The following is a 16,353-nucleotide window of genomic DNA, read 5'->3' on the forward strand; positions in this document are numbered from 1 at the left end:
AAATTCCGGGTTCTTAGCGTCACGGTCGTGCAGACGCAGCCAGGAGTTCAGGCACTCGTGCGGAGGACCCACGAAGAGCGGGTCCTCCAGGTGCTGCGCGCGCAGGGCGCGCTCAGCCGGAACCAGATCGCCCACGCGGTCGGGCTGTCCCGTACGACGCTGTCCGAGATCACCGGCAGCCTGCTGCAGCGCGGCGCGATCGTCGTGATCGACACCGACGCCGCGGATCGGGAAGGCAGCGGCCGCCCGGCGGAACGGCTGGCCCTGGACCCGGCGTCCGGCCAGTTCATGGGCGTGGACTTCGGTCACCGCCGGGTTCACGTCGTGGTCGCCGGCGCCTCGCACGAGATCGTCGCCTCCGGATCGGACCGGTACGAAGACCGAGTCGACTGGCCCACCCGGCTCGAGGTCGCGTTCCGGCTGCTCGAACGGCTCAGCACGCAGTACGGCGTCCACTACGGCGCACTGCAAGGTGTCGGCATCGGCATCCCCGGGCCGTACTCGGGCAAGCCGGACGTCCGCGGCTTCCCGTCACACCGCGCAGCCGCGGACGGGTTCCACGAGGCGTCGGTCGACGAGGCGTTCTGCGAGCGGTTCGGTGCACCGGTGATCGTCGACAACAACACCCGGCTGGCGGCGCTCGCCGAGGCGATCTTCGGCGAGAAGGCGATCGAGAACCTGCTGTACGTGCGGCTGTCCGACGGCGTCGGCGGCGGACTGGTGGTGGGCGGCCGCCTGGTCTCTGGTTCGGCCGGGCTCGCCGGCGAACTCGGGCACGTGACCGTGCACGCGGACGGCGAGCGGTGCCGGTGTGGCAAGACCGGCTGCCTCGAGACCGTCGCGTCGGCTCCGGCGATCCTGGCCGCCTGCCGGGCCGCGGGCCTCGCCGTCGACACCCTCGACGACCTCGCGACCGCCGTGGCCCGCTCGCACCCGGTCGCCGACCGCGTGCTGCGCGACGCCTCCGCCGCGGTCGGCAAGGTGCTGGCAGCCGTCGGGATGGCGCTGAACCCGTCCGAGATCGTGATCGGCGGCGAGATCACCCGGATCGCGCCCGTGATCGTCCAGCAGGCCGCGGCGACAGTCACCTACGAACTCTTCCCCGGCGCCGCCTCGCCCGGTGTACGGGCGGCGTACCTCTCCGACGACGACGGCGCCCTCGGTGCGCTGGCCGCCGTCTTCCACAGCTCGCCGTTGCTGGCGGGCTACCCCGAAACGCCGGCACCGGCCGGCACAGGTTCCCGGACGGTGGTCCGCCCGCGAACCGCGACCCAAGGAGTGGCCGATGGCCGTCATCAGTGACCAGACAGCCCGCGGCACCAAGCCGCGCGACCGGGCCGGCGGCAAGACCCGGGCCCGATCCGGCGGCCTCCCCCTGCTGCTGAACGCGATCTCGATCGGACTGGGCATCGCCCTGTGGTGGATCCTCGCGCTCGCCGGCCTGAAGCTGCCGACACCGCCCGAGGTGGTCTCGCAGGCCGCGACGCTGATCGGCAACGGCACGCTGGGCAAGGACATCCTGGCCAGCCTCACCCGGGTCCTGATCGGTTTCGCGCTCGGCACCGCGGTCGCCGTCCCGGTCGGTTTCCTGATGGGCTGGTACGCCGTCCTGCGCGGACTGGTCGAGCCGTGGATCCAGTTCTTCCGGACCGTCCCGCCGCTGGCGATCATCCCGCTGGCCATCGTGCTGATGGGGATCGGCGAGGCACCGAAGATCTTCGTCATCTTCCTGGCCGCGTTCCTGGCGTGCGTGATCTCGACGTTCCAAGGGGTCGTCAACGTCGACAAGACGCTGATCAACGCCGCGCGGGTGTTGGGGTCCAAGGACCTCGGCATCTTCGCGCGGGTCGTCGTACCGGCGTCGACGCCGTTCATCCTCGTCGGGATGCGGGTCGGGCTCGGCTCGGCCTGGGCCACCCTGGTCGCCGCTGAGCTGATCGCCGCCCAGCAGGGCCTCGGCTTCCGGATGCAGAACGCGCAGCTGTACTACGACCTGCCGACGATCTTCGTCGGCCTGATCTCGATCGGCATCCTCGGTCTGCTGATGGACCGCCTGCTGCTGATGGCCGAACGCAAGCTCACCGGATGGCAGGAACGCCGATGAACGCCAAGATCTCTGTCCAGTCCGTGACCAAGACCTTTGCTCTCGGCAAGGAGACATTCACCGCGCTGGACCAGGTGTCGCTCGACATCGCGGACAACGAGTTCATCACCGTCGTTGGGCCGTCGGGCTGCGGCAAGAGCACGCTGATGAACATCCTCGCCGGCCTCGAGGAACCGACCGCGGGCCGGGCACTGGTGGACGACGTACCGGTGTCGGGGCCGGGCCCGGAGCGTGGCGTGATCTTCCAGCAGTACGCGCTGTTCCCGTGGCTGACGGTCCGGAAGAACGTCGAGTTCGGGCTCAAGACCGCGGGTATACGCAAGGACGAACGGCGCGAGCGGGCGCAGCACTTCATCGACATGGTCGGGCTCAGCGACTTCGCCGATGCGCTGCCGAAGATGCTGTCCGGCGGGATGCGGCAGCGCTGCGCGATCGCCCGCGCGTACGCCGTGAACCCGTCGATCCTGTTGATGGACGAACCGTTCGGGGCGCTGGACGCGCTGACCCGGGTCAAGCTCCAGGAGCAGCTGCTGGAGACCTGGAGCCAGGAGCAGCGCACGGTCATGTTCATCACCCACGACGTCGACGAAGCGGTCTTCCTGGCGAACCGCGTCGTCGTGATGGCCGCGCGGCCGGGGCGGATCTACGACGTCATCAACGTCGACCTGCCCTATCCCCGGTCGGAGGAGTTCCGGCTCAGTCCCGAGTTCGCCGATCTGCGCAACCGTGTCTGGCACTCCGTCTACCACCAGGACGGCCGCACCGCGGCCGACTCCGCAACGATCCAAAGGACCTCCTGATGACACTTTCACGCAAACTGACGGCGCTGGCGGCGGGAGCCGTGGCCCTCGCGCTCACCCTCGCCGGCTGCGGCGGGTCCGACGACAAGGCAGCGGACGGTAAGCCCCTGGAGCAGGTGAACTTCGGCTACATCGCGGACTACAACGGCACCAGCCTGCTGGCGATCGCGAACGACCAGAAGCTCTGGCAGAAGCACGGCCTGAAGGCGGACACGAAGGTCTTCACCAACGGCCCGCTGCAGATCCAGGCGCTCGGCACCGGCGACCTCGACTACGGCTACATCGGCCCGGGTGCGTTCTGGCTGCCGGCGTCCGGGCAGGCGAAGGTGATCGCGATCAACACGCTGGGCAACGCCGACCGGGTGATCGCCCGCTCCGGCACCGACTCGATCGACCAGCTCCGCGGCAAGACCGTCGGCGTACCCGAAGGCACGTCGGGTGACATGATCCTGACGCTGGCGCTGAAGAAGGCCGGGATGACCAAGCAGGACGTGAAGGTGGTCACCATGGACGCCTCGACGATCGTGTCCGCGTTCGCGTCCAAGAAGATCGACGCGGCCGGCTTCTGGTACCCGGCGATCGGCACCATCAAGAAGCAGGTGCCGGACCTGACCGAGCTCGCGAAGAACTCCGACTTCGAGTCCCAGGTGTCCTTCCCGACCGCGTTCGTGGCCGGCAACAAGGTGGTCTCCGACCAGAAGGACAAGACCGAGAAGACGATCGCCGTACTGCGGGACGCGATGGCCTACCGCTCCGCGAACATGGACAAGTCGATCGAACTGACCGCGAAGATGCTGAACGTGCCGGCCGACCAGGTAAAGGCCGACGCGAGCAACGTCAAGGTGCTGTCGGTCGACGACCTGGACGCGAAGACCAAGGACGGTACGATCGACAAGTGGCTGAACGGGATGGACGACTACTTCGTGCAGGCCGGCAAACTGAAGACCAAGGTCGACCCGAAGACGTACTACACCGGCGACCTGTTCACCGCGGCGGGGGCCAAGTGACCGACCGGAAGAACATCCTGTTCCTGATGACCGACCAGCACCGGGCGGACACGCTCGGTGCCTACGGCAACAACCTCGGCACGACCCCGAACCTGGACGAACTGGCCCGCACCGGGACGACGTTCGACCGCTGGTACACGCCGACCGCGATCTGTACGCCGGCCCGCGCCAGCCTGCTCACCGGGCAGGCACCGTTCCGGCACAAGCTGCTGGCGAACTACGAGCGCAACGTCGGCTACCTGGAGGATCTCGGCGAGGGGACGTTCACGTTCTCCCAGGCGTTGCGCGATGTCGGCTACAGCTGCGGCCTGATCGGCAAGTGGCACGTCGGGACCAACAAGTCGGCCGGTGACTTCGGTTTCGACGGTCCCGACCTGCCGGGCTGGCACAACCCGGTCGATCACCCGGACTACCTGGCGTATCTCGAGGAGCGGGGACTCCCGCCGTACGAGATCTCGGACCGGATCCGCGGGACGCTGCCGAACGGCGGGCCGGGCAACCTGCTCGCCGCCCGGCTCCACCAGCCGGTGGAGGCGACGTTCGAGCACTACCTCGCCACGCGGGCGATCGAAACGCTCGAGCGGTACGCCGCGGACGATGAGCAGCCGTTTTTCCTGGCACTGCATTTCTTCGGGCCGCACCTGCCGTACATCCTGCCCGACGAGTACTTCGACATGATCGATCCCGCGGACGTCGAGCTGCCGCGGTCGGTGGCCGAGACGTTCCAGGGCAAGCCACCGGTGCAGAAGAACTACAGCGCGCACTGGACGTTCGACACGATGCCGATCGAGACGACGCGCAAGCTGATCGCGATCTACCAGGGGTACGTCGCGCTGATCGACTTCGAGATCGGGCGCGTGATGGCGAAGATGCAGGAACTCGGGCTCGTCGACGACACCGCGGTGTTCTTCACCTGCGACCACGGGGAGTTCACCGGGTCACACCGGCTGCACGACAAGGGTCCGGCGATGTACGAGGACATCTACCGGACGCCTGGTCTGCTGCGCGTCCCGGGTCAGCCCGAGGGCGTCGTACGCGACGAGTTCGTCAGCCTGCTCGACTGTACGGCGACGATCCTCGAGCTGGCCGGGATCGACGCGAAGCCCGCGACCGACTCGCGCAGCCTGCTCCCGCTGGTGGGTGGCGAGCCGGCCGAGTGGGACGACGACATCGTCTGCGAGTTCCACGGGCACCACTTCCCGTATCCACAGCGGATGCTGCGCACCGATCGGTACAAGCTGGTGGTGAACCCGGACTCGGTGAACGAGCTCTACGATCTCGAGCTCGATCCCGACGAGCTGCTCAACGTGTACGCGCACCCGGAGCAGGCCGACGTACGGTCCCGGATGCTGCGCCGGCTCTACACGGTGCTGCGCGACCGCGGCGACAACTTCTACCACTGGATGACGTCCATGTACGACGTCGGCGAAGTCGCTTATGACCCGTCAATGAGCGGACTGGACGAGTCGACGTACAACGCGTGATCCGTGGGGCCCCTGCGCGCGGCCCCACGGATGGTCACTGCAGGACGCGGAAGTCGTCGATCCAGGCGTAGCCCGGGGTCGACATCCCGTCGCCGCGCGGCTGCACGGTCAGCGTCGCGTACACGCTGTTCAGCAACCACGGCACCTTGTTGGCACTCCAGTCGGACGTCATCGACGGGATCTGCCGGAAGCCGTACGTCGCGACGGCGAGCCGGCCGGTCGCGCGGAAGCGGTCCATCTGGTCGCGCAGGAAATGCTTCTTGGACTCGAACCACGGGCTGCTCTCGAGGAACTCGTTCCACTGGTGCGAGGGGAACGGGTTCTTGATCGCATCACCGATCACCTGCCAGACCTGCGTGTCGGCCGCGTAGCCGTAGCGCTTGGCGAAGGCCGCGGGGATCGGGTCTTTCAGGTGCTGCTGCCAGTACCAGACCAGGGAGAACTCGGTGACCAGGAATGTCTGGTCAGACCTCAGCTTGGGCAGGGTGTAGTCCAGAAAGGCCTGGGTCGCGGCCTCGGTGGGAACGTGTGGGTGCAGGTCGACGCCTTCGAGCTCGGGTGTCTCGCGGACGAAACGCAGGTACCGCTCGACGGTCGGCGTGCGGTTCTGCGGGAGGTCCAGGCGGTTCAGCGCGCCCAGGTACAGGTGGGTTGTCGTTGCTTTGTTCTTCTCGATGACGTGCCGGGCGACGGTTTCGTAGAACTCGTTCAGTCGCTGGTCACGCTCGGCCGGCAGGCTCTCGATGAACGGCTCGTTGCCGATCGTGAGCACGTCCACCGTGCCGAGGACCACGGCAGCACGCGGTCCAGCCGGGCGAGCTCGGCGGCCATTTCGGGGCTACCCGGTCGTGGGAAGGACTGGTTGGTCTTCGGGAACTTCAGGCTGAGCAGGGTCTTGTAGCCGCGCTGATGCGCGTCCCGGATCACCTTGATGGTCTCGCTGTTCTCCGGCGGGACCGTGTCGGCTTCGGGCAGCGCATAGAAGCCGCGGACCCAGCTGTCGCGCGCCGACTGCAGCTCGCGGTAGTTCAGCTGGTCCAGGTTCTCGTTGTAGTTGGCGCCCAGAGCGCCGAGTGCGGGCAGCGGTTCGAGCTGGTGCGCCGGAGCGGCGGCCGCTTGGCCGCCGCTCACCAGGGTCAGCGCAGCGATGAGAGCTACGAGTTTCACGCATGCCTCCGGCGCTGCACGTACAGGCGGTTGCTCTCCGGCCCCGTCCACTCGATCCGGACCACCCCGGGTACGGCGGCGTCTCCGCGGCGGGACGGATCTGCCCAGTACCCGAAGGCCGGGTTGCGGAAGAACGTGGCGCACAGCTGGCCGGACACGTCTTGGAAGACATTGTTGTGTCCGGCACCGACACCGGCGGTCCAGCGTTCCGAGTACGGGCCTTCGAAATGGTCGGAGACCGCCATGATCAGGTCGTACTGGTACTGCGTGCGTCCCGCGCCGGGCGGGTCGTAGGCGTTGCGCGCACTGCCGTCCGGGTTGCTCGAGGCGCGGTCCCATGCGGCGTGCATGAGGTAGTACTTCCCGCCGTACCGGAAGACGTACGCGCCCTCGAGGTACGGCTCAGGCGTGTACGGGCTCTGCTGGAACAGCGGCAGGTTGGTGGTCGGGACGATGTCTTCCATGTCGTCGCGGAACGGCGCGTACAGGTTGTTGTGCAGCACGAGCCAGGCCTGGTCGCCCTCGGAGTACATACCGCCGTCGATGTGGTGATAAGCGCCCGGCTTGATGAACGCCGGGCCGCCGATGAACGAGTCGCCGAACGGCTTGTCGTAGTTGCCCTCAGCAACCCGGTACGGACCTTCGACGCCGCCTTCGCTGATCAGCAGGAACGAGCCGACCTTCTGCGAGTGGTCGCCCATACAGGCGACGATGTACCAGGTGCCACGGAAGTAGTGGATCTCCGGCGCCCAGACGTTCCCGCGCTTGCCGAACTGGCCGTGGTCGTCCCAGTACTCCTGCCAGGGCGCGACCACGGTGCGGCCCGGCGCGTTCTCGTCGGCGAACTCGGGTGACCAGACCTTGCCCATCTCGGCGTCGCGGATCCCGGTGGTGTCGGCGAGCCGCCACGGGCCGCGCAGCGAGTGTGCGGTCCAGACGAAGACGCCGTCGTTCCACGGGCCCGCTGCGGTCAGTCCGGGCGCGCGCGTCGTACCGGTCGCGACGTACAAGGGCTGGCCGTCGACGACGAAGCAATTGACGTAGGTGTCGCGCATCCACACGCGGCCGAGTTCCTCGTCGCGGGGGCGCAGCTCGAGCGGGAGGACGAAGGAGTTGTCGTCCCGCGGCCAGAGATCGAGCCGGGTGTCCGCCACGCCGTACGGCTGCCCCTCGGGCCAGGGTTCGGGGTAGCGGCGGCTTTCGGCGTACGCCGTTCCCGCGGGTAGCGCCGCCGCGCCCGCGACCCCCGCCATGCCGGTCAGGACCGATCTCCTGTTGATGTGCGCACCGTTGCCGGGTCGGTTCATCCTCAGCGTCCTCCTTCGTCGAGCCGGACACCCTGCCCCGCCCGGGGGCCACGGTAATGAGACTCATTTCGACACTGAACCGGCGGCAAAAAGGTTCTTCGCCGATCCGATGTCAAGATGGCGGTAGCGGCTCCGACCTCCTCGCGACAGCAACTCCGGTTCGAAGGAGCATTTCGATGTCCCAGGTCCGTGTTCACAACTTCGCGATCTCGCTCGACGGTTTCGGTACCGGCGAGGGCCTGTCCCTGGAGGCCCCGTTCGGCCACGCCGGCGAACGCCTGCACGAGTGGTACGTCGGCACGCGGTACTTCCACGCGGCGGACGACCGGCCGGGCGGCACGCTCGGCGTCGACAACGCGTTCGCCGAGCAGCACGACCGGGGGTTCGGGGCCGAGATCATGGGTGCCGGCAAGTTCGGCCCGCCCGGCTGGCAGGACGACCCCGACTGGAAGGGCTGGTGGGGTCCGAACCCGGTCTACCACTCCCCCGTCTTCGTCCTCACCCACCGCCCGCGCCCGTCGATCGAGATGGAGGGTGGAACGACGTTCCACTTCCTCGACGCGACCCCGGCCGATGCTCTCGTCGAGGCCCGCAAGGCCGCCGACGGCGCCGACATCCGGCTCGGCGGCGGCGCGACCCTGATCCGCGAGTTCCTCGCCGAGGGCCTGGTCGACTACCTGCACGTCGCCCAGGTCCCCATCCTCCTCGGCCGCGGCGTCCGCCTCTGGGACGGCCTCGAAGGCCTCGAGTCCCAGTACGACATCGAGCCCATCTCCACCCCCACCGGCATCACCCACCTGACCTTCACCCGAAAGGGCTAGCGAGGACACCCGCCACAAACGCGTCCTTGCCCGAGATATACGCCGTGCGATCGTCCGGAAACCTCCGTGCGAGATCAACCTTCAGCCCGGCGTACGCATCCCGCGCACGGACATCCGCGCGAAGCCGATCTCTGAACGTCACCCACTCCCGCCACCGCCGGCCACCGTGGGCTACAACGTGCAGATTGACGACGCGATGTCGCGGCGTCGCCTCCCAACCGAACATCAGGTTGGGACCCTCGTCCTCCTCCGCGGTGCCTCGATGGAGGAAGCCGAGCGACTGCAACGCCGCGACCACAGCTTCGTGGTCAGCTCCGGCCCGCAGACCCACAGCGACGTCGAGAATGGGCTTGGCGGGCAAGCCCGGTACTGCGGTCGAGCCGACGTGCTCGATCGCCGTCGCCAGGTCGCCCAGGGCTGTCCGCAGCTTCGGCGCCAACTGCTCGTACGCCGTCGCCCACGCGGGGCTGCTCGGGGCGAGGCTCACCCCGCCGCGCGTCAGCCCCAGTCCGGAGTCGTCGAAGATCCCGTCCAAACCGCTACGAGCGGTCGTAGTGGGACGGCGGGAAGGGGTGGCGGTCGGTCAGGGGGTAGATCTCGCCCTCGGACTCCTCGTGGCGGAGTTCGGCCTCGGCTTCCTGGTACTCCTCGGTGTCGCGGACGTCGGTCGGGACCGGGTCGTCGGTCGCCGGAGGTACGTCGTCCGGGTCGTAGGCGTCGATCCCCGCCTCGACCCGTTCCTGCTCGGTACGGCGAGCCAGTTCGTCGTCGTTCGGGCTCGTCGGCGCACCGCCGTGCTCCCGCCGGTCTCGATGAACGTCCTCGGACGTCTCGAAGGGTTCGTCGGTCATCGTTCCTCCTCGATTACACCCAGACCACGGTACGCACCCCGTGCCCTCCCGAACAGCGGTCGCTGGGCGCCGCGTCCGCCGTACCATCGACACCGTGACGGCCATCAGCAAGACCGCACCTGGAACAGCGTCCGAGGTGACTGTGAGATTTCGCCCACTGCTCGAGGCGCGGAACATCCGGGTGTTCGCCGGCGCCTTGCTCGCTGTTCAGTCCGACTGACCGGGGTCGTCCAGGAACTCGCGGACGTCCTGCGCGCACCGGCACGCGACCGCGTTCTTCGCCGCCCACTCCAGCGCCGCCGCCCGGGTCGGCACGTCGACGATCATGAAGCCGCCGATGAGCTCCTTGCTCTCCGGGTACGGGCCGTCCATGACCATCCCGTCGCCCGCCACCACGGCGTGCCCGACGTCGCCTCCGTAATCCAGCCCGCCGGCGAACACGTACACGCCGGCGTCCTTCGCCTCCTGGACCACCGCATGGGACTCCCGACCCACCTCCGGCCAGTCCTCCTCGGTGAGGTGGTTCATCGAACCGTTCTCGAACGAGATCAGGTACTTCGGCATCGCGTCGCTCCTTGTCCCGGAAGCCGTCCTCGGGCCACCGTCCACCCCTGCTACGAACGCTTCGCCCGGAATCCGACAGGGCTGGTGATGAGTTCTCGCGCCCGTACCCGTCATACCTCCAACGGCACATGATCGGACGGAAGGACGAGGTTATGGTTACGGACACGCGGCTGGAGGAGCACAGCGTGAACAGTCTGGGCGACGGCGCCCTGGGCGGGGACGGTCTCGACGGTTTGGGCGCGGGCGGCCTCGGCGAGGTTGACGAGGCGGCGTTCTCGGGGCTGGCGGAGCGGCACCGGCGGGAGCTGCACGTGCACTGCTACCGGATGCTCGGGTCGTTCCAGGACGCCGAGGACACCGTGCAGGAGACTTTCCTGCGCGCCTGGCGGCGACGGGAGACGTTCGCGGGCCGGTCGACGTTCCGCGCCTGGCTGTACCGGATCGCCACCAACGCCTGCCTTGACCTGCTCGCCGCGCGCCGCCCGGAGCCCGCGACCGACGGCGAGGTGCCGTGGCTGCAGCCCTACCCGGACCGGCTGCTCGACGAGCTGCCCGCGGACCACGCGGACGAGCCGGAGACCGTCGCCCTCGCGCGGGAGACGATCGAGCTGGCGTACCTGGTCGCGGTACAGCACCTCGCGCCGCGGCCGCGCGCCGTCCTCATCCTGCGCGACGTACTCGGCTGGCCGGCGAAGGACGTAGCCGAACTCCTAGGCGACTCCGTCAACTCCGTGAACAGCGCACTGCAGCGAGCCCGCGCCGGCCTGCGGGAGCACCTGCCCGCCGAGCGGCAGGACTGGACCGGAGGCAACGAGGACACCAGCACCCGCGAGCTGGTACGCCGCTTCACCGAAGCCAGCGTGGCCACGAACATCGACGTACTCGCCACGATGCTGCGCGACGACGTCCGCTGCTCGATGCCGCCCACACCTGGCCTGTACGTCGGCCGCGACGCCGTCGTGAGCGACTGGCGCGAGAGCGGCTTCGAGGAGATGAAGGGCCTACGCGGCGTACCCACGTCGGTGAACCGGCAGCCCGCCGTCGCGTTCTACCTCTGGCAGGAGCCCGAGGGCGCGTACCTGCCGCTTACGCTCGACGTCCTGCGCATCGCCGGCGGGGCGATCACGGAGATCATCACGTTCCACGCGGACCAGTTCCCACGACTCGGGCTCCCGGCGTGCCTCGCGGCAGGTGTCGAATGACCGGGAGCACCGTGGGGGTCGTCGGACGCACCGCCCACCCGGTCCGTGGGCTCGTCGTCACCGGCGTCATCGCCACGCTCGCGACGATGCTGACCGTCACGCTCGGCGCTGCGCTTGCTCAGGCCGTCGGGGCCGACTTCCAGATCCCCGACGGCGGCGAAACCATCCCATTGGCCGGGTTTGCCGTGGTGACGGGCTTCTTCTCGCTCATCGGCGTACTCCTTGCCGTCGCGCTCCTCCGCTGGAGCGCGCGTCCCGCCGTACCGTTCGTGTGGACGACAGTCGTCCTGACCACGATCTCGCTGGTCCCGCCCCTCGTCTCCGGGGCTGAGGTCGCCACCATCGCAGCTCTGCTCGCACTACACCTCGTCGCCGCCGGCGTGATGATTTCCACCCTCACAACGAGCCTCCGCCGCGCTAATCGCGACGGCGGGCGAGGTGCGCCGTGATCTCGGCGTCGACCTCGACGGTCTCAGGAAGGACCTCGAGAGTGCGGCGGAACACCTCGTCCCGATCCGCGGGCGCGAGCATCACGTACGCCGAGATCGTCGAGAGCTGCCCGATGTAATCGCGAGCGCTCATCGTCAGCCGCCGATCGATCACCGACTGCCGAACATCGCCGAACCATTCGGACTGCTGAAGCTCCGTCCCAGGCCACTGCATCGGCCGATCCGCACGCGTGCCGTCCGGCGACGGCACGCCATCGTCCTCCAGGTACGGCGCCCGCGCCTCGCGCGCTGCCTCTCTGAGGTCAGGGTCAGCTAACTGCGTCGGCACACCGCACGACGCGAACACCCCACCCGGCCGGACCAGCCGAGCCATCCGGTCCCACCGACCTTCGGGGTCGGTCCAATGCAGCGCAGCAGCCGAATACACCAGGTCGTACGACGAATCGAGCGGCAGATCCTCGAACGCGGCCTGCACGGTCGTCACATCCGCCGGCACATGCTTCCGCATCACCGCGAGCATCGCCGCATCCGGTTCGGTCGCCGTCACCGCGATCCCACCCTGCGCGAACAACCGCGTCGCCTTACCCGTCCCCGCACCGATCTCCAGTGCGGTCCGAACCGGCGCCCCGGCGTACGACGTCACCAACTCGAGCAGCTCCACCGGATACCCCGGCCGAAACCGCTCATAAGCCTCCGCCACCGCCCCAAAACTCAACGCCCGCTCGACCATCCCAGCATCCTGACACTCCCCGCCCCACCCCGCCTGCCATTTTCCACTGACCACCAATCAACTGACAGCGAGCCGCCACGCAGCAGGTAGAGCCCGACATCCAGAACGCCTCGGGTACGAGCTTTGTCGGGCGATGCCAACGACGCCTCTGCCAGACGAGTCGCGACGGCCGAAACATGGATCTCGGCGCGCGCTCGTTCGACGGGGCCGAGTGCGAGCCTGGCTAGGGTACGGCTGTGACCGATCGCGAGATGCGTCGAGTGATGCCGTTCCCGTACGAGGGCGACCGCTTCCCGTCCGCCCTGGGTGCCATCGTGCAGAACACGGTCCTTCGCGGCGAGCAGCCGGCCAGAGAAGTGATCCACACGCCGGAAGGCGACTGGTGCATCGGCGACGGAGTCAACGATCCGAACCTTCCCGACGCCGCCACAGCTACCCACATCTCGCATGCTGTCGAACGGAACAGCTCCATAGCTTCCCTCGCCAACATGCCACCGGGTCACATCGCCCAGCGCTCTGATCCAGGACACAACTGGGAGATCCGTATCCTCACCGGTTGGGGAGACTAGCAAGCCCTACATGTCGGCAGATCCGTGTCGCCTCACTCCACCAAGCTGACCGAGGACGCCGTACCGGCACGAACTGCGGCCAAAGCCGCGATCCGCCAGGTGATCTGCTGCAACGCGACCCCCGATCGCGCATACGCAGACACTCCTGCGCGTGGCCGCGGGCGGCAATACTTACCGACATGACGACCGACGATGCTTTGCCCACCTGGCTGGCCGCCGGCGCATCTGTAACCCACGGGACCTTCGGGACTGGGATCGTCGGCCGTGTAGGCGATTACAACGGCGTACCGACAATCTGGATCGACTTCGACTACGGCGAACGGAAGGCACTGTCGCTGAAGCACGGCCTCCCACACCTCGCCCCTCGAAGGCGACGGACACGAAGCACTCCATCACGCCCCGATTTGCAGTGCGACATCTGCGGAGCACGACCGCTGGTCCTCAACACCCACAGCCAGAAACTGTGCGAGGCTCACGAGACCATGTTCCGCCCCTGAGGCCTGACCTCGTTCCCGTCAGGCACAACGGCGCAGGCTCCGTTCATCATGTTGCCTAATCGCCCAATTCGCCGACCAGCATCCTGTTGACGGCGGGGCCACGGCTCGTGTCGTAGCGTCGGCATATGGCCCATAAAGCACGCATCGGAGTACTCACGACCCACCAGCACCTCGGTGCCCGCCCCACTGCATCAGCAGCCGACTCCTCCTGCGAGAGGTTGGCGTGATGCCGCCGCATCTGCTTCTGGTCGACTTCGACGCCGATCTCGTTTCGGCCTGGCGCGAGGTCTTCGCCGATCAGATTGAAGAGGGCGTCATCGACGCGCAGCAAGGATCGTTGCTGGACGTGCTGCCGGAGGTGGACGCCGTACTCACAGCAGGAAACAGCTACGGGCAGATGGACGGCGGTGTCGATCGAGCACTGTCCGAGTACTGGTCCGACGTCCAGCGATCCGTGTGGGCAGCGATAGCTGACGAGCACCACGGCTACCAACCGGTCGGGGCCGCGAGTGTGGTCCCCACTGGCGGCGATCCGTGCCGTTGGCTCGTCTACGCACCCACCATGCGCGTACCAATGCCGCTGCCAGGTGAGCTGGACATCGCCGTACACGACGCTTTCTGGGCCGCTCTGCTGGCAATCACTCGCCATCCGGAAGCCAACACAGTCAGGAGATTAGCCACGCCCGGCTTCGGCACGGGCTACGGCCGCGTCCCACCCCGCCGAGCCGCACAACTGATGGCCGCCGCCTACACCATGTGGCGACTCCCAGCCACCACCCGCATCTCCCAACGCGAGCAACTCCTCCACCGAGCCAACTCGCAGGACGCCGCGGCAACGGACGGCGCCCTGCCCCGAAATCGGTAGTCACTCAGGTCATGCAAAAGGCCGGTCTCCCGAGTGGGGAAACCGGCCTCTGACCTGCGGTGGAGCTTAGGGGATTCGAACCCCTGACCTCTTCCATGCCATGGAAGCGCGCTACCAACTGCGCCAAAGCCCCGCGGTGTCTTGCGGACTCGGAAAGCTTAGCGGATGAGTGCCTGCAAAGAAAAATCGGTTCCCTCGTGGGGCTGATGTGGTGCGCACCACGCTCGCCGGCCGCCGCAGACGTGCGTCCGTGGACGGGGACTGAGGATAGGAGATGGCGGGCGGAAGCCTGATATTGCAGGTCTCCAGTCACCGCGGGCTATCTCCAGTTGCCACCCACCACGCGGGTTCGCCACCGCACTGCGCCGACGAGCGCCCGAAGCGGTCGCCGATCGCCATCGGGGAGTTCTGTGCACCTCGATCGACCAGCAGAACTCCCCAGTGCGGTCCGGTCGGCGACCTTCGCCGCAGTCGGTACACCGTTCCACGGTCCGCGACCCACCAAACGCAAGAAGCAACGACTGCCACGAAACGGTGTCCTGTCTCCTCGCGCAGCGGCGCCGGCGGACGTCCCATGCACTGGCGCCCGTCACGCCGGCATACCCCCGTAGTTGACCGCCAAGCGCGGTGCTCAACGACACTCGCGCGTCGCCGAGGGCGCCGAAGAGCTGCAGCCGCGAAGCGGTGACCTTTCAGCGCGCGAAGCGGCGTCGTCGCCCCGAGGAGCGGTGTGTACTTCGGGCGGGACCCGTCGCAGTTGACCGCCGGGCGCGGTGCGCCCTGAAACGGTGTGCGCGCCGCCGGAGGCGGTCAGAAGGACTGCCGCCGCGGAGCGGGGTCCTCTCCGGGGTGGGTCAGCGTTGGGGGTCGTCGCTCATTACTGGTTCGGGGAGGGAGCCGGCGTTCCATTCTTCGATGCGCCAGCCGTGGCGGCCGGGGAGGAGGCTGACCCAGTTGCAGTTGGAGAGGCCGCCGAAGGCGGGCCAGTGGGGCTTGGGGATGCCGAGGAAGAGGCAGATGCCGACGCGGGCGGCGAGGCCGTGGGTGGCGACGACGGTGGTGTCTTCGGCGGTGCCTTGCTCCGCGATGCGGGAGAGGGCGGCGGCGAAGCGGTCGGCGACTTCTTCGATGGTTTCGCCGTTGGTACCGCGGCGTTGGGGTTCACCGCTGCGGATCCGGGCCGCGGCCTCGGGGTTGATCGCGGCGAGTTCGGACATGGTGAGGCCGGCCCAGTCGTCGACGTCGATCTCGCGGAGTGCCTCGTCGTACTCGATTTTGAGGCCGGTCAGCGCGGCGAGTTCACCGGCGGTGGAGGCGGCGCGCTGGAGGTCGCTCGCGAACAGGCGAGTCGGCGCCAGGGAGGCGAGCCTGGCCGCGGCGGCGCGGGCCTGGCCGATGCCGACCGAGTCGAGGGGGATGTCGGCCTGGCCCTGGATCTTGTCCTGAAGGTTCCATTCCGTCCGGCCGTGCCGCCAGACGATCAACCGGCCCGCGGTCATTCAGCAGACGCTGACGCCGGGCCCGAGGCAGAGCCGACAGCGTCCGAGCCAGCAGCATCCGGCACGGCGGATGGGCCGGCCGACGGCAGTGGGATGACTGGGCAGTCGCGCCACAGCCGCTCGAGGGAGTAGAACGCGCGCTCCTCGTCGTGCTGGACGTGGATGACGATCTCGAGGTAATCGAGGAGTACCCAGCGGCCTTCCCGGGCGCCTTCGCGGCGCACCGGCTTGGCGTCGAAGTCTTCCCGGAGCTTGTCCTCGATGGCGTCGACGATCGCGCGCACCTGGCGGTCGTTGGAGGCGGACGCGACCAGGAACGCGTCGGTGATGGCGAGCTGCTCGGACACGTCGAACGCGAGGACGTTCTCGGCCTTCTTGTCGTGCGCCGCTTCCGCGGCCGCGGTCAGCAGCTCGATAGCGCGTTCACTGGCGGGCAT

Annotated in this window: 21 protein-coding genes and 1 tRNA gene; 12 read left to right on the forward strand and 10 right to left on the reverse strand. The window is 68.1% G+C overall.

Annotated features, from left to right (window positions below; translation table 11 throughout):
- The first annotated feature begins 57 nt into the window (after positions 1-57).
- From AC0662_RS26330 to AC0662_RS26350, 5 genes are read left to right on the forward strand one after another with little or no spacing between them, the layout of a single operon-like run.
- A complete protein-coding gene (locus AC0662_RS26330; protein WP_478303908.1) occupies positions 58-1,302 on the forward strand; it encodes an ROK family transcriptional regulator in 1,245 nt (414 codons plus the stop codon).
- Positions 1,286-2,104 (forward strand): ABC transporter permease, encoded by an 819-nt coding sequence (locus tag AC0662_RS26335; RefSeq protein WP_452194614.1) that lies wholly within the window; start codon positions 1,286-1,288, stop codon positions 2,102-2,104. The genes AC0662_RS26330 and AC0662_RS26335 overlap by 17 nt, the downstream gene beginning before the upstream one ends.
- Complete coding sequence (locus AC0662_RS26340) at positions 2,101-2,904, forward strand: ABC transporter ATP-binding protein (protein WP_478303911.1); 804 nt, start codon at positions 2,101-2,103, stop codon at positions 2,902-2,904. The genes AC0662_RS26335 and AC0662_RS26340 overlap by 4 nt, the downstream gene beginning before the upstream one ends.
- The gene (locus AC0662_RS26345; protein ID WP_452194618.1) at positions 2,904-3,911 is read left to right on the forward strand and encodes an aliphatic sulfonate ABC transporter substrate-binding protein; all 1,008 of its coding nucleotides are present in this window, start codon (positions 2,904-2,906) and stop codon (positions 3,909-3,911) included. Before AC0662_RS26340 ends, AC0662_RS26345 begins: the two co-directional genes overlap by 1 nt.
- Complete coding sequence (locus tag AC0662_RS26350) at positions 3,908-5,395, forward strand: sulfatase family protein (RefSeq protein ID WP_478303913.1); 1,488 nt, start codon at positions 3,908-3,910, stop codon at positions 5,393-5,395. Before AC0662_RS26345 ends, AC0662_RS26350 begins: the two co-directional genes overlap by 4 nt.
- Positions 5,396-5,429: 34 nt before the next feature.
- Here the strand turns inward: AC0662_RS26350 and AC0662_RS26355 are convergent, their stop codons facing one another.
- Genes AC0662_RS26355 through AC0662_RS26365 form a run of 3 tightly spaced genes read right to left on the reverse strand, consistent with a single transcriptional unit; the run spans position 5,430 to position 7,869 of the window.
- Complete coding sequence (locus tag AC0662_RS26355) at positions 5,430-6,173, reverse strand: hypothetical protein (protein WP_478303915.1); 744 nt, start codon at positions 6,171-6,173, stop codon at positions 5,430-5,432.
- Complete coding sequence (locus AC0662_RS26360; protein WP_478303917.1) at positions 6,104-6,562, reverse strand: hypothetical protein; 459 nt, start codon at positions 6,560-6,562, stop codon at positions 6,104-6,106. Before AC0662_RS26360 ends, AC0662_RS26355 begins: the two co-directional genes overlap by 70 nt.
- Positions 6,559-7,869 carry a family 43 glycosylhydrolase gene (locus AC0662_RS26365; RefSeq protein WP_478303919.1) on the reverse strand — a complete coding sequence of 437 codons (1,311 nt, stop codon included), beginning with the start codon at positions 7,867-7,869 and terminating at the stop codon, positions 6,559-6,561. Before AC0662_RS26365 ends, AC0662_RS26360 begins: the two co-directional genes overlap by 4 nt.
- 176 nt (positions 7,870-8,045) lie before the next feature.
- On the opposite strand from AC0662_RS26365, the gene AC0662_RS26370 reads away from it, so the two are divergent.
- Positions 8,046-8,690: a dihydrofolate reductase family protein gene (locus AC0662_RS26370; protein WP_478303921.1), complete on the forward strand. Its 645-nt coding sequence runs from the start codon at positions 8,046-8,048 to the stop codon at positions 8,688-8,690.
- Here AC0662_RS26370 and AC0662_RS26375 read toward each other — a convergent pair.
- Positions 8,674-9,225 (reverse strand): GrpB family protein, encoded by a 552-nt coding sequence (locus AC0662_RS26375; protein ID WP_478303923.1) that lies wholly within the window; start codon positions 9,223-9,225, stop codon positions 8,674-8,676. The two genes, AC0662_RS26370 and AC0662_RS26375, sit on opposite strands and share 17 nt — an antisense overlap.
- Positions 9,226-9,229: 4 nt before the next feature.
- Complete coding sequence (locus AC0662_RS26380; protein ID WP_452194628.1) at positions 9,230-9,541, reverse strand: hypothetical protein; 312 nt, start codon at positions 9,539-9,541, stop codon at positions 9,230-9,232.
- A 94-nt stretch (positions 9,542-9,635) separates the two neighbouring features.
- Here AC0662_RS26380 and AC0662_RS26385 point away from each other — a divergent pair, with 94 nt between their 5' ends.
- The gene (locus AC0662_RS26385; protein WP_478303925.1) at positions 9,636-9,761 is read left to right on the forward strand and encodes a hypothetical protein; all 126 of its coding nucleotides are present in this window, start codon (positions 9,636-9,638) and stop codon (positions 9,759-9,761) included.
- On the opposite strand, the gene AC0662_RS26390 is transcribed toward AC0662_RS26385, so the two are convergent.
- Positions 9,749-10,105 carry a YciI family protein gene (locus tag AC0662_RS26390; protein WP_478303927.1) on the reverse strand — a complete coding sequence of 119 codons (357 nt, stop codon included), beginning with the start codon at positions 10,103-10,105 and terminating at the stop codon, positions 9,749-9,751. The two genes, AC0662_RS26385 and AC0662_RS26390, sit on opposite strands and share 13 nt — an antisense overlap.
- Before the next feature lie 152 nt (positions 10,106-10,257).
- Here AC0662_RS26390 and AC0662_RS26395 point away from each other — a divergent pair, with 152 nt between their 5' ends.
- Together AC0662_RS26395 and AC0662_RS26400 are read left to right on the forward strand one after the other, a co-directional pair.
- Positions 10,258-11,307, forward strand: coding sequence for an RNA polymerase subunit sigma-70 (locus AC0662_RS26395; RefSeq protein ID WP_478303929.1), 1,050 nt, complete (start codon positions 10,258-10,260; stop codon positions 11,305-11,307).
- A complete protein-coding gene (locus AC0662_RS26400) occupies positions 11,304-11,756 on the forward strand; it encodes a DUF6069 family protein (RefSeq protein WP_478303931.1) in 453 nt (150 codons plus the stop codon). The genes AC0662_RS26395 and AC0662_RS26400 overlap by 4 nt, the downstream gene beginning before the upstream one ends.
- Here the strand turns inward: AC0662_RS26400 and AC0662_RS26405 are convergent.
- On the reverse strand, positions 11,725-12,456 hold the full coding sequence (locus AC0662_RS26405; protein ID WP_452194637.1) for a class I SAM-dependent methyltransferase: 732 nt from the start codon (positions 12,454-12,456) through the stop codon (positions 11,725-11,727). The genes AC0662_RS26400 and AC0662_RS26405 overlap by 32 nt on opposite strands.
- A gap of 266 nt (positions 12,457-12,722) precedes the next feature.
- Between AC0662_RS26405 and AC0662_RS26410 the strand changes: the two genes are divergently transcribed.
- From AC0662_RS26410 to AC0662_RS26420, 3 genes are all read left to right on the forward strand, one after another.
- Positions 12,723-13,055 carry a hypothetical protein gene (locus AC0662_RS26410; protein WP_478303933.1) on the forward strand — a complete coding sequence of 111 codons (333 nt, stop codon included), beginning with the start codon at positions 12,723-12,725 and terminating at the stop codon, positions 13,053-13,055.
- Positions 13,056-13,234: 179 nt separating this feature from the next.
- Positions 13,235-13,552 carry a hypothetical protein gene (locus tag AC0662_RS26415; RefSeq protein WP_478303935.1) on the forward strand — a complete coding sequence of 106 codons (318 nt, stop codon included), beginning with the start codon at positions 13,235-13,237 and terminating at the stop codon, positions 13,550-13,552.
- A 226-nt stretch (positions 13,553-13,778) separates the two neighbouring features.
- On the forward strand, positions 13,779-14,417 hold the full coding sequence (locus AC0662_RS26420; RefSeq protein WP_478303937.1) for a macro domain-containing protein: 639 nt from the start codon (positions 13,779-13,781) through the stop codon (positions 14,415-14,417).
- A 60-nt stretch (positions 14,418-14,477) separates the two neighbouring features.
- Here the strand turns inward: AC0662_RS26420 and AC0662_RS26425 are convergent.
- The 3 genes from AC0662_RS26425 to rsfS form a co-directional block, all read right to left on the reverse strand.
- Positions 14,478-14,550 (reverse strand) — tRNA-Ala (locus AC0662_RS26425).
- A gap of 721 nt (positions 14,551-15,271) precedes the next feature.
- Positions 15,272-15,916: a histidine phosphatase family protein gene (locus tag AC0662_RS26430; protein ID WP_478303939.1), complete on the reverse strand. Its 645-nt coding sequence runs from the start codon at positions 15,914-15,916 to the stop codon at positions 15,272-15,274.
- Positions 15,913-16,353 (reverse strand): ribosome silencing factor, encoded by a 441-nt coding sequence (rsfS, locus tag AC0662_RS26435; RefSeq protein WP_478303941.1) that lies wholly within the window; start codon positions 16,351-16,353, stop codon positions 15,913-15,915. Before rsfS ends, AC0662_RS26430 begins: the two co-directional genes overlap by 4 nt.

The sequence above is a fragment of the Kribbella sp. NPDC043289 genome (genome assembly GCF_056436705.1).